Annotated in this window: 13 protein-coding genes and 1 other annotated feature; of the genes, 2 read left to right on the top strand and 11 right to left on the bottom strand. The window is 47.6% G+C overall.

Annotated features, from left to right (window positions below; all coding sequences use genetic code 11):
- Positions 1-117 precede the first annotated feature (117 nt).
- Both KB186_RS11645 and KB186_RS11640 read right to left on the bottom strand, forming a co-directional pair.
- Positions 118-813 (bottom strand): metal-dependent hydrolase, encoded by a 696-nt coding sequence (locus KB186_RS11645; RefSeq protein WP_232773646.1) that lies wholly within the window; start codon positions 811-813, stop codon positions 118-120.
- A 133-nt stretch (positions 814-946) separates the two neighbouring features.
- Positions 947-1,144: a hypothetical protein gene (locus KB186_RS11640; protein ID WP_173608913.1), complete on the bottom strand. Its 198-nt coding sequence runs from the start codon at positions 1,142-1,144 to the stop codon at positions 947-949.
- Positions 1,145-1,428: 284 nt separating this feature from the next.
- Between KB186_RS11640 and KB186_RS11635 the strand changes: the two genes are divergently transcribed.
- Positions 1,429-2,025 (top strand): MerR family transcriptional regulator, encoded by a 597-nt coding sequence (locus tag KB186_RS11635; protein WP_173608914.1) that lies wholly within the window; start codon positions 1,429-1,431, stop codon positions 2,023-2,025.
- 116 nt (positions 2,026-2,141) lie between these two features.
- On the opposite strand, the gene KB186_RS11630 is transcribed toward KB186_RS11635, so the two are convergent.
- The 9 genes from KB186_RS11630 to KB186_RS11590 all read right to left on the bottom strand — a co-directional run bounded on the left by KB186_RS11630 (position 2,142) and on the right by KB186_RS11590 (position 12,976).
- Positions 2,142-4,208 (bottom strand): alkaline phosphatase family protein, encoded by a 2,067-nt coding sequence (locus KB186_RS11630; protein ID WP_232773645.1) that lies wholly within the window; start codon positions 4,206-4,208, stop codon positions 2,142-2,144.
- Between the two features lie 374 nt (positions 4,209-4,582).
- The gene (locus KB186_RS11625) at positions 4,583-5,770 is read right to left on the bottom strand and encodes a M20 family metallopeptidase (protein ID WP_232773644.1); all 1,188 of its coding nucleotides are present in this window, start codon (positions 5,768-5,770) and stop codon (positions 4,583-4,585) included.
- Between the two features lie 50 nt (positions 5,771-5,820).
- The gene (locus KB186_RS11620) at positions 5,821-7,044 is read right to left on the bottom strand and encodes a Zn-dependent hydrolase (protein WP_173608917.1); all 1,224 of its coding nucleotides are present in this window, start codon (positions 7,042-7,044) and stop codon (positions 5,821-5,823) included.
- A gap of 150 nt (positions 7,045-7,194) precedes the next feature.
- The gene (locus KB186_RS11615; RefSeq protein WP_173608918.1) at positions 7,195-7,632 is read right to left on the bottom strand and encodes a hypothetical protein; all 438 of its coding nucleotides are present in this window, start codon (positions 7,630-7,632) and stop codon (positions 7,195-7,197) included.
- A gap of 1 nt (position 7,633) precedes the next feature.
- Positions 7,634-8,587: an aminoglycoside phosphotransferase family protein gene (locus KB186_RS11610; protein WP_173608919.1), complete on the bottom strand. Its 954-nt coding sequence runs from the start codon at positions 8,585-8,587 to the stop codon at positions 7,634-7,636.
- Positions 8,588-8,723: 136 nt separating this feature from the next.
- Positions 8,724-10,310 carry a M4 family metallopeptidase gene (locus KB186_RS11605; protein WP_232773643.1) on the bottom strand — a complete coding sequence of 529 codons (1,587 nt, stop codon included), beginning with the start codon at positions 10,308-10,310 and terminating at the stop codon, positions 8,724-8,726.
- A 151-nt stretch (positions 10,311-10,461) separates the two neighbouring features.
- Entirely contained in the window at positions 10,462-11,790 is a 1,329-nt protein-coding gene (locus KB186_RS11600) for a helix-turn-helix domain-containing protein (protein ID WP_229087974.1), read from the bottom strand.
- Between the two features lie 43 nt (positions 11,791-11,833).
- The gene (locus KB186_RS11595; protein ID WP_173608921.1) at positions 11,834-12,370 is read right to left on the bottom strand and encodes an HXXEE domain-containing protein; all 537 of its coding nucleotides are present in this window, start codon (positions 12,368-12,370) and stop codon (positions 11,834-11,836) included.
- Positions 12,371-12,385: 15 nt separating this feature from the next.
- Complete coding sequence (locus KB186_RS11590) at positions 12,386-12,976, bottom strand: TetR/AcrR family transcriptional regulator (protein ID WP_173608922.1); 591 nt, start codon at positions 12,974-12,976, stop codon at positions 12,386-12,388.
- 133 nt (positions 12,977-13,109) lie between these two features.
- Positions 13,110-13,387 (top strand) — a binding site (T-box leader).
- 233 nt (positions 13,388-13,620) lie between these two features.
- Between KB186_RS11590 and trpS the strand changes: the two genes are divergently transcribed.
- A complete protein-coding gene (trpS, locus tag KB186_RS11585; protein WP_047070564.1) occupies positions 13,621-14,607 on the top strand; it encodes a tryptophan--tRNA ligase in 987 nt (328 codons plus the stop codon).
- Positions 14,608-14,630 lie beyond the last annotated feature (23 nt).

Below are 14,630 nucleotides of genomic sequence, written 5' to 3'. Positions count from 1 at the left end.
GGGACGGAGCCTGGAGCCTAGTCTGGAAATATTCTTCTCCCCACCGCAGCCACATACATAGAAAAAAACCGCTAATCCATCCTCCGTAGATTAGCGGTAATATGTATCGAGATCGTGTTATGGCAGACGCAACGTCTCTCCTGGCTTCAATGCCTTGCCTCTGATGTCTTTTTCGGCCAGCTCAGCCACGAATGCTTCCCCATCCTGTTTAATCGGCGGGAATGTATCGTAATGAATGGGCACAACGAAATCTGCTTGTACCCACTCAGCAGCCACGATTGCATCCTCAGGTCCCATTGTGAACACATCGCCAATCGGCAGGAACGCCAAATCGATGTTATGACGCTCTCCGATCAGCTTCATGTCACCGAACAGCCCTGTATCCCCTGCGTGATAGATCGTTTTTCCACCCAGCTCGATCACAAAGCCCCCTGGCATTCCCATGTACACGATTTGTTTTTCATCATCCAACACAACACCGGAGCTGTGGAACGCCTGTGTCATTTTCACTTTTCCAAATGGCAGTTTGACAGAGCCTCCCAGATTCATCGAGATGGTCTTGACTCCCTGCCAGCTCAAATAGGTAGCAAGCTCATGGGTTGCAACGATTGTCGCATCGTTTTTCTTGGCCAATTCTACCGCATCCAGAATATGATCTTGGTGTCCATGTGTCAGAAGGATGTACTGAACCGAGATGTCTTCCAGCTTGGTTGCTGCCACTGGGCTTCCTGAAATAAATGGATCAATCATAATCGAATGCCCTTCACTTGTTACTTGCACGGAAGAATGTCCGTGAAACCGAATATCCAACATAGTGGTACCCCCTCTATTCGCAACGTTTTTTCAGTCCCTTTTATGTTACCATGCTGCAGGGTGTAAAGAATAGGAAAGGCCGTCGATCACTCGACAGCCTGAGAAACAAACTCTAATTTTCTACAATCAGAACTTAGCAATCATCGCCGTCATGCTCTGTAACAGCAACAATTTTTGAATCACGAATAATGGTGCGGCGATTACCATTGCGTTCTTCCAAAATAATAGTGGTCGATTTTACTTGTACCAGACGGCCGAAAAAAGTACCGTCTACAGTAGCAACCTTAACATTTCTGCCTTCGAATTTTTTTACTTGGTCTTTAAATGACATGGTCAATCCCTCCTTCTCATGCATCCTATGTACATTTGGCATAGCCCTATTGAGCAAATGCGGAGTGAAAGAGAAAATGTACTTGTACCCGTCCGTCATTTGTCCTTATTTTGCCCTACACTCTCTTACCAACTTTGTCGTCTGGTGGCATAATGACGCCAAAACCGTCCTCCGTTCACGAACACTGTGAGATTTTGTCGCACGATTCCAAAAGGAAAACCATTTTCACGTACAGAAACGGTATAGCAAGAGATGAGCGGACTTACGTCAGAGGAGGGATTTCCATGGGAGAGGTTATCGAGTTATTGGCACGGGAGAGAACATACAGTGGCAGAGAAGTTGCGGGACTGTTAGGTATTGGGGCCAGCACCCTGCGCAAGTGGAGCGTGCTCTTGGAACAGCACGGCTACTGGTTTTTGCGAGATAGTCAGAATCGTCGGGAGTACAGGCAGGTTGATATTACGTGTCTTCAGCGGTTTTATACCTTAACAAAGGATCAACTCATTCCGCAAGATGAAGCTGCCCGAATGGTTGCTACGCAAAGCTCACCTGAACCTGCCCGAAAGGAAACAGCCGTTGCGGTTGCATTCGCTGCCCCTGTTTCCTCACATCCAGCTTTGAACCATACTGCCGTTATTGAAGAACTGGATGAAAAGCTGCATGCCTTGGCTTCCCATGTCCAGCAACAAGACGCTGCCTACTTGGCGCTGTTAGCCCGTGTCGAAAAGCAGGAAACCTATATTACCAACAACCTGAAGGAACGAGATCGCCGCTTGACCAAGGCAATGAATGACATTATGGATGCCAAAATCGAGTTGGCAAAGATCAAGGACGCAAGTAGAAAAACTTCCTTTTGGCAAAAGCTGATTCGTCTGTACTAGTTTCGTTGTCACTAGCTGGAAAGAAAAAAGTTATCCCCTATTACACCATGGTGGAATAAGGAATAACTTTTTAGTTTTTAAAATTTTCGAGTCGGTTAAAAACAGCCAGGGTCTTTTTACTTGTTGTCTTGAAACAACCCTTCTGGAATTTTAGCATCCCAATTTTCAGGCAATTCCAACCGAAGCGCATGGGCTACTACGGCGGCAGTGTCTGTGTTTACTACCTCTGAGAGCTCTGTACCAGGCGTGATGGAGCCACCTTTTGCCGCCCAGAAAATCGTCTGTTCTCCCGGTGAAGAACCCCCATGCCCTGTCCCTTTCCCACCGTGGTCAGTCGTAATGATAATCAGGCTATCCTCCATCAGTCCTTCCTCTTCCAGTGCCTCGAGGATATTACCTACATACTCATCTGCTTTTTGGAGCTTTTTATAAAATGCCGGTGTGAAATAGCCTTGATTGTGACCAGCCCCGTCGACTTCATCCAGATGAACGAAAATGTTACGAGTATTTTCACCCTCTTTTTTGATATAATCGACTACTTTTTTCGCAGTCGCTTCATCCGACCCGCTGTTTTGCTTGTAAGAACCTGCTGAATCTTCAATGATACCGATATTGATCGGGCTCCATGTAGCGAAGGAAGCTTGCTGGAGCTTAGGACGCTCTTGTTTCAACAGCTTCATATAGGAAGGATACTCGTTTTTCTCCGGATAAGGAGTAGCCGCTACGCTATCGTTTGTCAATTGATGCTTGTCAGGAGTGACGCCATGCAGGATAGATCCCCAGTTTTGCGCACTGATCGTGGGCAGCTCTGCTTTGGCTTCAAATGTTCCAGCACCTTCTTCGATCAGTTTCAAGATATTCGTCGCTTTTGCTTCCGGATCTTTGACTGCATCCCCTGCACCATCGATGCCGATAACCACGACACGTCTGTAAAGGAAATCGTTCTTATAAGGAGCCAGCTTTTCTTTCATCATCTCCACATCGGCTTTGTCCACTTTCTTGTCATTGTTAATATCCGCGTGTTGCGCTTTTTCCCAACGCCGGTCACCGAAGCGGCTCTTTTGGTTGTTCATAATGACGTTCAAATCTTCCTCGGTTAGGAGGCCGTCTCCCGATACGTCAATCGAATTCGTAACGATTACTTCCGCTTTCGCCGTTTTGCCTCCATCGACAGTTTTCACTGTGAGTTTTGCTTTGCCCGGTTTACCTGCTACAACAGTTGGGCGTCCATTGACCATTTCGACCTTCGCGACTTCTTTGTTGTTGGAACTCCATCTGACATCCTGAACGGATGCTTCTTTCGGGGAAATTACAACTGTAACAGGCATCGTTGCTCCAGCTTTCAATTCGAGCTCCTTCTGATCCAATGAAATGCTCTTCACTGGAATTTTCGGAGCACTTGCGTAACTATCAGCTACTTCTTCATCTGTAACGGTACGACTCAGAATCTGCAATTGGTCCAACTGTACGTCATAGCGGTTTCCAAAATGGTTTCCAGCGCCATCTACTCCAATCTTGGTAGTGAAGCTAGTGTCGATTGTTCCCTTGGATTGGCTGATGTCGATTGTTTTTGCTACTTTACCGTCGACGTAGATCGTTGCCAGTTCACCCCGATCATGAGAAACGACGACATAGTGCCATGCATTATCCGCAATGTTTGGAATCGTTGCATCGAGACGGGAGCTGTCGGATGTGCGCCAATTCCACTTTAACGTAGAACCTTGCAGTCCGATGAACCACCCCACGTTACCACCGCTTGACCAGTTTTTATTGGAGATAATGCCAGGATCAGCGTCAACGCCAGGAGATTTTACCCAGAAGGCAATGGTGAAATCTTGTGTTTCCCCAAACTTCATTTCGTCATTTTCACCCAGATCTATCCAGGTTGCATTGTCTTTTGAGGTTGACTGGAAGTGAATGGATTTCCCCAATCCTACACGTCCTTCCACGAACGTTGGTGTTCCGAACACTTGCACTGGATAGTGAGATTCTGAGCTATCCTCTATGCTATTCTCAAACAGGAAACGATAGAGTTGCTTTTCAGATGGGAGTTCTTTCGCCGCCTCTGCCGTCGCATAAACAGACGAATTCAGAAATGGAGCTGGTGCGATGACTCCACCGGTAACGAGAGTTGTAACTGTTAAAAGGGCAGCAAGTCCTTTTTGGTTCAGGATTTTTTTCATGATACCTCTCCTCCTCTGATCTCAATTCATTTTCTTTTCATCGGCTTGATTTGCTTCATCACTTGCTTACGTAATTATCAAGCCTCCCTTTTTCTGCCCCGATCCCTATCACTTAGAAAGAATCCAGGTCTGTTTGCATTCATTTTATAGCTGCAGTGTTGAGGGTTTATTAAAATCAAAAGAAAAAACAATGAATTAAAAATTAAATACACAACACATCAACCACAAACACAACAAAACACACGCTTTGCGTACCACTACCTGAGTCCCGGATTGTGGGCTCTATTGGAAGGTAAACGTAAAAAAGCAGCTTGCCACATTGACAAGCTGCCTTACTTTTGGATTATGACTGGAGAATGATCGCTACCCTGTTTCTATTCCATCACGATTTTTCTGGCCGCGTTGACGAACATTTTTACGCCGACTTCGAGCGCATCCTCGTCGATTGTAAAACGTGGATGGTGGTGCGGATATGTGATGCCTTTTTCTTTGTTTCCGGCGGCGACGTAGAAGAAGCAGCCTGGCGCTTTTTGCTGGAAGGCCGAGAAATCCTCGCCCCCCATGGTTGGGCGCATATGCTCTACCCATTCTGCTCCCAGTGATTCTTCCACGACCTCTTCCATCAATTTCGTCACTTCGGCATCGTTGATAACCGGACGATAGCCAAATTCGTACTTGAACTTATAACCAGCGCCATGCGCTTCTGTAATGCCTTTGATCACGCGTTCCATGAGTTCCGGAACAGACTCGCGCAGATTTTTGTCAAAGCTGCGGACTGTCCCGCAAATCTCTACCGCACCCGGAATGACGTTGTGTGTCGTTCCCCCCACAAATTGTGTGACAGAGAGAACCAGATTATCGAGCGGATCGGCATTGCGGGATACGATGTGTTGGAGGTTGGTCACCACTTGTGCCGCAATCGCGATGCTGTCGATCGTTTCATGCGGGAGCGCCGCATGTCCGCCTTTTCCAAGTACCGTGATCCAGAACGTATCGGGAGCTGCCATCATTGGACCTGGGCAGATACCCACTGTCCCAAACTCCATCGTCGACCACAGATGCGTACCAATCACCATGTCTACGCCGTCCATGACGCCTGCCTGTACCATTTCCTCCGCTCCGCCCGGGTATACTTCCTCCGCGTGCTGAAAGAAGAAACGAACCTCTCCCTTGATCTGATCCTTCATCCCGGACAGCAGCTTTGCCGTTCCGAGCAGCATGGAAGTATGTCCGTCGTGTCCGCACGCATGCATGACACCAGGATTTTTCGAGACGAATTCAAACGTATTCTCTTCCGTAATCGGCAATGCATCCATGTCAGCGCGCATGGCAAGCACTTTTCCAGGCTGGGAACCGATCAATCTGGCCATCACACTGTTTTTCGTCGGTCTGGACACTTCCAGATTGCCAAAAGAAAGCAATGTCTCGTATACAAACTGTGCTGTTTTTTCTTCATGGAAGGATAATTCAGGGTTCTCGTGCAAATAGCGTCTCCACGCAATTACCTGATCCTTGATTTCTTCGACCGCCTTATTAAGTGTTACCACTGCTATTGCTGTCATGCCGCTCTCCTCCTGATTTTCGTGGCTCCCCCACTTACTATCTCATATGCCTATTTTGCTAAGGATAAAACGGTGCGGTACAGTACTTGTGCTCCGTTCGCACAATCCTCTTTTGTCGTGAACTCTGCCGGGTTGTGGCTAATGCCATCCTTGGACCTGGCGAAAATCATGCCAACCGGGCACAGCTCAACTAGCTGCATGCAATCATGCCCTGCTCCACTCGGGAGTCTAAATGCTTCCAAGCCTTCTGCTTTACATGCTTCGGCTACAGCATGCTGGATATCGTCCGAGCATACAGCAGGAGCTATGCGTTGCAGCAGTTCCACTCTCAACGTAACATTGCGCTCAGCACAGATCACTTTTGCCCGTTCGTAAATACGCTGTTCCACTTCATCGCGGATCGCTTCGTCCACGTCGCGCAAATCAAGCGAAAACTCGACTCGTCCAGGAATGACATTCACCCCGCCTGGGAATGCTTGCAGGCGTCCAACCGTCCCTACACTGGTTCCTGTCCGTCCGGCTTCTTCCTCGATGACCAGCATCACTTGAGCGGCTGCTGCCATCGGATCACGGCGCAAATTCATCGGCGTTGCCCCGGCATGACCGGCTTCTCCCTCCAGCACGAAATTCAACCAGAGCGGGCCCGCCACTCCTGTCACGATCCCGACAGATAGGCCGCGGCTTTCCAGTACTTTACCTTGCTCGATATGTAGTTCCACATACGCTTTTACACTTCCAGGCGTTCTCGCGGCGAGACTGGTGCGGTCTGGATCAAGCCCTGTTTGTCGCATTGCTTCGGCAATCGTGACCCCATTCTTGTCTGCTTGTTCCAGCTCGTCACGCTTGATCAGACCCGCGATACCGCGACTGCCGATCATCCCGTAACCAAAACGGGTTCCTTCTTCATCTGTGAACGCGATGACTTCGATCGGATGCTCTGTTTCGATTCCCTGTTCTTGCATCGTCTGTAAAACTTCTACGCCAGCCAGCACGCCAAGTGGGCCGTCATAATCGCCGCCATTTGGTACGGAGTCGATATGCGAGCCAACTAAAACGACAGGAGCGGCCGGATTTTTCCCTTCTTTTCGCCCAATCAAGTTCCCAACCTCATCTTCGCGAACGGTGAGACCTGCTTCTTTCATAAAGCCTGTGACGAGATCTTTTGCCGCCCTTTCCTCAGGCGTAAAAGACAACCGCGTGATGCCGCCCGCCTCTTGCTTCCCGACGTTGCCAAGCTGTCCCAATCGATCCCACAATCGATCCGAATTGATCATGACGCGCCACTCCCCCTTCTATGTAAAGCCAATAACGGTTGATTAACGGTTATGTCCTTAATTGTATAATAGTCTGTCTATTTTGAAAAGGAGGCAGCCATGGCCCCCTGAAATAAAGTCCTAGACTGTCTCAATAGCTGTTCGATTTCCTTACGGAGATCCTTCTACGTAATAATTGATTTCCTCCAATGCTTCCGCCGCAGTTTCCCTAATAGAATCGTTCGGAGAATATAAGTACGGCTCAATTACTTTTATAAATTTTCGGTTTTTTGAAAAACCCAGGATGGTTAATGCATAAATAAGGATAGCGTCTTCCAGTGTTGGCAGAACATCTGCTAATGGCTCCCATTCTACATTTCTTGCGACTCCTTGAAAGGTTACTGCATTCATGAGTAGATAAAACAAACTTTCCTTTACTTCAAAGTTTTCCTCTGCAATCGCAAGTTCCAGGACATACTTTGTAAATGTGATAACGTCATTTCGATTAGGGTTTCCATACTCGAGCAAATCACCAATATCACCCAATCTGAGATGTAGATCTTCCCTTCTATTTAGGAATAACCTTTCCAAGTAAGTAACGTCTATCATGTTAAGCCTCCCTGCTATCAATCTTCCTCAATTCCCCTTTCAAATGTCCGATCGTCTCCACTCGATCTTGTTCTTCCTGCTCATCAAACAGAAGCTGCTCTAGCAGTTCACCTATATCTTCCAGCCTACGCCGGATTTGATAGAATTCCAGCGCTTGTCGATTGATCACATAATTTGGATGTGTCTTCCGATAGGTAGTCATAAACTCCTCAAAAAAAGGCTCATCTACCAAAAACATCAGATCGGCTTCTACTGGAGCCAGCTTCAATCCTTCCCAGTCTATGAGAATGAGCTGGTGATCAGATTGCATCAGGTTCCAGTTGTGAATATCCGTATGGCAAAGCTTCATTTTTACCTCACTGCCTCGCAATTCCTCTGCAATCATCTCCAACTTATTCATGCGGTCAGCCAGTACGTTTACAAAAGGTCTGACGATTTCATCCACATCATCAGGCAGACGATAGATATCTTCGTTCAGCATTTCTCTAAACTGCTCGGCAAATGGGATGCGGAAGTCTTCCTTGATGGCAGCCGTACTGACCGGGATTTCTTCTGTGTACAAATGCAACTCTGCTATGATTTCTGCCAACTGGCGAACTTGCATCGAGTTTAACACTTGGCTCCCAATGGTTTTCCCCTCAATATATAAAAACAGTTGATAGATGCCCATGTCGTCTTCATGTTTAAATGCTGCGTTTCTAGTCAGCAGCGGAACTGGAATTTTGCCTTGCAGTCTGGTCTGACGTGATAGCCATTGGATAATGGGAACATACTTATCGATCAGCGCTGTCCACTTGGGCGTAGATGCTCTGCTTTTTTCATAGACCTTCAAGAAATAGGAGTGCTGGTGGCTAATGACTTTATAAGCAAGCGCCGACCATCCACCTTGTTGAGGGGTCACATCAACAGCGTCTATATCATAATGGTGTCTCACTATGTTTTTTAGATGATCCATGAGATACTCCTTTCTACTCCATATACACACAAGGTAAATTACCACCAACATACAAAAAATTGTCTTGCCCCACAATAGGAGCAAGACAATTTTTAATAGTATGACAAATATTTCGTGTCGCAAAATACTTTAGTGATTATTGCACGCCAACTGCATCATACGCATCTTTTACAGATTCTACTTGTTGGGAATTAGCACCGAAAAGAACTGTTGCGGATTGAATAGCTGCTTGTCGCATAGCGGAGAAATTAGAGTTTGGATTGAGGTAGTTTGTTAGAGCGTAGTAGTAGATTTTTGCTGTGTCATTGCGACCAATGCCTGTAACCGTTACACCGTGGTGTGAGCCACCCTCTGCGAGGAGGTATGCCGCTTTGTTGTTGATACCGCTGTTCGTGTGTACGCCTCCGTTGTCATTTGGACCTGTATATCGATCGCTGTAGTGGTCAGGATCACCAGCAATGGTTGGATCTTCGAGAGAGCGCAGAGCATCTCCTGGAGTTCCTGGCGTGTATACATCTTCACCCATGAGCCAATCGTCGTTGTCAATCATTGCCCCGAAGATATCAGAGATGGATTCATTTAACGCACCGGACTCATTTTGATAGATCAGATCGGCTGTTTTTTCTGTAACAGCATGTGTTAATTCATGTGCGACGACATCCAAGCCAGCAGACAGTGGACGGAATACGCTTCCATCTCCATCACCGTATACCATTTGTACGCCGTTCCAGAATGCGTTGTTATAGTTGCTACCGTAATGGACAGTGGAGATCAATTTCGCACCGTTGTTGTCATAGCTGTTGCGGTTATGTGCGTTTTTATAGTAATCGTAGGTTGCCTGTGCATAGGCATGCGCGTCAACAAGTGCTCCATCTGTCCACTTGTTATCGGTATCAGAGCCAAGAGTGCCTGGGAGAGTGTATCTGTTCCGTGCAGTGTACGTCTCAATTCCCTTGCCGCGAGTCGTATCTTTCGTTGTATAGTTGGTATTGCTTACTTTCGTTACTTCGAACGATTTGGAATCACCTAGTACCCCTGTACCCGTCCCTGTAATCTCATGGAGCATATTGTATTTGTTAATCACGTCACCAGTGTTTGCATCGATGAAATACTTCCAACGGCCTGGCTGTGGATCGAGGAAATTCAGCTCCACTTCGTAAGCCAAATACGATTCATCTTCGTGGATGTAGATGTAGAGGTTCCCTTCTGGCTTCACTTCGAACTTCTTCACTTCTTTGTCAATCTCATCCTCCAAATCCTTGATAGCCTCTTTAACCGCTTTATCTGCCTTGAGTTTTGGTTTTTTCGTCAGCTTATCATTGTCTGACAAGTCAGGCGCGTAGTTCCCGAGGAATGCCGTTACATTTCCATCCTCGTTTACGTGAATCGTCTGCTGATAACCATAGACCGGGATGCCCTCGTACATTTCTTGTACGCGATAGTGAGTCATGTCTGTCTCTTTGTCTGTCACTTCATCTAGCACTTTAAAGTGATCTTTCACATCTCCATCAATGCGGAAGGAATCTTGGTACTGTTCCAGGAATCCCCAAACTTTTTCTTCGCCATCCAGCTCTTCTGCTTCGAACTCTTCTCCGATAAATTCGGGGGTATCCCACTCAGCGCTATAGACGATGCTTTCGGATGCGGCCTGCGTAGCCAACGGCAGGAATGTAGTGGTACCTAATGCGAAGCTGAGTGTTACTGCAAAAACCGATTTCTTCATACTTGTTAACTCCTCCTTGGTAATTATTGTTTTTTATGTAATTTCATAGTTGTTTACATCTCTTATTATTTGTCATAAATGTGAATTTGAGAACAATTTTTTAACGACAAAAAAATCATTTCCCGAAAGAAATGATTAATTGGTAAATTTATTACAATTGCGATTGCCATACGATTCGATACACCTTTCGCGGTCTGCCCCGCGGGTGCGGGTTTTCTTCTCTGATTACCTGCGCTAGTCCCTTTGACTCCAGTTCAATCAGGATTCGTCTGGCGCTTCGTGGCAGAATTTGCAGATATGAGGCTAATTCTGTCGCATGAATTTCCTGAGAGCCTCGCTTTTTGAGTATGGAGTAAAGCTTGGCGAGCGTCATGACACTTAGAGAGGTAAGCTGACTGAGCTCTTGCAGCTTTTCTGAGTCGTACCGATAGGTGATCTGTTCATCACGACCAAGCGGCCCTGCGATGCTTTTGTCATCAAAGAAGACCATCCAGTTGCCTGCCCCGCGCTCTTTGGCGTGCAGCAAAGCCGCGCCACCGTGGATTTCTGCTTCATAAGCGGTCTTGCCGATCCCGATTCCGCACGTCACCAGATCAGCGCGAATGCCAAACAGCTCTTCCAAATCCGGCATGGTCGCATAGTCACGGGTCACTTCTTGCAGGTTGCCCCGCGTTGTAAAAATAACGTAGCGTCCGGGACCTGCTGTCTTTAGTGAGCCTTGCAAATGCTTTGCGTAGCGCAACAGCTTTTCCATCGTCTTGATCTCGGCATTTTGCCATTCATCTGTGGAAAAGTTGCCACCGGCAAGCTCGCGAAATGGATCGATCTCCATCATCTGCACAGCGATTTGGGTATCTTTGAAGTGAAGCATTTCGTGTGTCCGCAAAAGCATGTGAATGACCGAAATCACGCCTGCACGTGTCGGCACGACCCGATGTACAGGGACACCTCTGCGTGCCAGCTCTACATCTGCTGTCCGCAAGCAGGTGACAGCCACCTTTGTCTTGCCTGCCCTCCAAAGCTGTTCGTGGTAATCCGCCAGTTCATCGGCTGAGATCGCTCCCTCGTAATGCTTGAGCCATTTGTAGCCGCCAGCGATGCCCGCTTCATCCATAAAATGCTCCAGTTCTTCTGGTGAAAATGTATCAAAGCTCACTTCCTCCACCCGGATTCCCAATTGATGGGACAGATGAAGCAAGGTTCTGTACAAGCTCGCACCGAGATGAGGCACATACGCCATCGGGACTTGAACCTTGCCTGACTCGCTCACCATGGCATAAGGGACTTGTCCGGAGAAAAGCCACATATCCACCTCATCCACATGCGGCATGATCAGATCGAGGATTTCTTCTTCTTTCCAATAGACAATCGGCAAGTATTCAATTTCGGGAAACTCTCGCATGACTGATTCGATGATGGCAAGTGAATCATCCGCGCCTATTACGCCTAGTCGCAGCTTCAACAAAATTCCCTCTTTCACACCAATCTTCTCCTACTAGGATAACATACTCCCTTTCTTTTTCTCATCGGGGGATCATTTTACCTGCTGCCTCCCCAAGCCGGTGTGCCACGTACAAAACAGGTATGATCAGCAAGCTGAACGGCAATGTGCTCCATAGCAACGGCCACGTCACAAGCCCCGCCTCAAGCAATCGATCATACGTATATAAACTATACGGCAAAACGAATGCCACAGCCGTCACCACACCAGGTGTGTACGTGCGAAGGACAACGGTATGACCAACATGCATGAACACATGGAGAAACATCACGTGCAGACAAACAAGGAAAAACGGAAGGTACGTTCCAGCCGAAAGCGTCGTGACAGTCAGGATGACCGCTGCCGATAAAACCGCGAAAATAAAGGAGACTGCGACAGCAAATTGCGCCGTATTCATTGAAAGAGACGGCTCCAGCATCTTCATAAGCCGTTCTGGCACAGTCCGTCTAATCATGTCTTTCTTGGCTCGCACCCAACCTTCTACCATCACGATCTCCTCGAAATCATGAAACATGAAAACGACTAAAAATAGCCAAATCAGATGGGACAGCTCCAGCATACAAGCACCCACTCCCTATTCGTTTGCCTGCAAAATTCCATATGCCAAAAAAGATACCGCGTCATCTGCAAGCTGCTCCGCTGTTTTCTCCCCTGTCAGCAAATACCGCGCCGTCATCCGGTCTATAACTGCGATCATTGCTTCAGCCGCTATCTCCACAGACAACTCGACACGAACATGCCCAGCAGTCTGATTTTGTCGCAAGTTGACAGCAACAATCGAAGCCAGCTTACGATGCAGCTCTTCGCCCTCTTCTGCCTGATACAGCACAATCCGGGTCAAGTCGGGCTGATCCTGAAAAAATCGGAACAAGGCGAGCAAGTTTTCCCGTACCTGATGGAAGACATCTGCCTTCGTCAAAGCCGTTACCTTTTGACCGCTATTCGCCAATTCCCACAGCTTGGTGACGAATGTGTCCGTCAACTGCTGATACAAGCCTTCCTTGCTGTCGAAATACTGGTAAAAAGACGCCTGAGTCAGACCTGCTGCTTTCACAATGTCGCTCACCCGTGTACGATGAAAGCCTTTTGCCGCGAACTCAGAAGCTGCGGCCGCAAGCAACCGACTACGACTCAGCTCTCCTTTTGACAATTTGTCATTGGTCATTTTCTCACCTACCAAAAGTAACTCATCAGTTATATAACTCTTGAGTTATTTTTACAACTTTTGGATTTCCTTGTCAAGACCCACTTGCTTTTTCCTTCCGCTCTATGTAAAATGTTTGCTCAAAGGGTATCATTTGATGGCAATGAGGAAGAAGAGTAGTCATTTTGCGAGACTTCAGAGAGCTGATGGTTGGTGCGAATCAGTGTTAAGGAAATGATGAATGGGCTTCCGAGCTCCAAACCGAACCCGCCCTTATGGCGGCAGTAGGCCTTGGCGTTACGTCCGTACGTTACAATGGACACCGTATCAAGCTGTCTTACACAGAAGCGGTACGGATTAAAGAGATTTTGCGTATGGATGATTCCTTGCGCGAAATAACAAGGGTGGCACCACGGTTCATTCGTCCCTGTCCAGGGCGGATGAACCTTTTTGTATTTAAGTGGACATTCAAAAAATCGACTTTTGATCACGAAGTAGTTCTGAAAGCTTATGCGGCATCGAAAATGGCGTTCACCTTCGAAGTCCGGTGCTCATGTAGGTCCCCTACATTCCGCTCCTCCTTCTTCAGCTTCTCGCCATTTTCTCGGTGCTGAAAAGTCGACTTTTTGAATTCATATTTCACGATTGAAAGGAGCAACTTTCCCATGAAAACCATCTTTTCCGGCATTCAGCCGAGCGGCATTATGACACTCGGCAACTACTTGGGCGCAATGAAGCACTTCGTTCCGCTTCAAGATCAGTTCAACTGCTTTTACTGCATCGTCGACCAGCATGCGATCACCGTTCCACAGGAGCCTGCTGTTCTGCGCGAAAACATTCGTCGTCTCGCGGCTCTCTATTTGTCCGTTGGCCTCGATCCGAACAAAATGACGCTATTCGTCCAATCGGAAGTACCGGCCCATGCCAAGCTCGGCTGGATCATGCTGTGTACCTCTTACTTGGGTGAATTGGAGCGCATGACCCAATTCAAGGACAAATCCGATGGACGCGGCGAATCTATTCCAGGCGGTCTGCTAGCTTATCCTCCATTGATGGCTGCTGATATTTTGCTGTACGGCACTGATTTTGTCCCAGTGGGCGAGGATCAGAAGCAGCATCTGGAGCTGACACGTGATTTAGCTGCTCGTTTTAACAACCGTTATGGTGACATTTTCACCATTCCGGAAGTTCGCCTGCCAGAGACTGGCGCACGCATCATGTCCCTTGCTGAAGGCACCAAGAAAATGAGCAAATCCGATCCAAACCAAGGCGCCTTCATTTCCATGCTGGATGATGCAGACACCATCACGAAAAAAATCAAGCGCGCACAGACGGATTCCGACAGCGTTGTACGTTATGACAAAGCAGAAAAGCCTGCTGTCTCTAACCTCATGACCATCTACTCCCTCTGCTCCGGAAAAACGCTGGACGAGATTGAAGCGATGTACGAGGGCAAAGGCTATGGCGCATTCAAAACCGAGCTGGCAGAAGTTGTCGTAGAAACACTCCGTCCGATTCAAGAACGCTTTGAGCAGCTGTTCCACTCCTCAGAGCTGGATGATATCCTGACTGCCGGGGCAGAAAAAGCGAATAAGGTCGCGAATGAGATGCTATACAAAGTTGAAAAAGCGATGGGGATGGCACGTATCTAATCCATTTGCACAACAAAAAAACG

Source organism: Brevibacillus sp. AF8 (assembly GCF_021270385.1).
In the GTDB taxonomy this organism is placed as follows: domain Bacteria; phylum Bacillota; class Bacilli; order Brevibacillales; family Brevibacillaceae; genus Brevibacillus.
The sequence above is the reverse complement of the archived record's forward strand: the minus strand, read 5'-3'. Positions and strand labels throughout refer to the sequence as shown.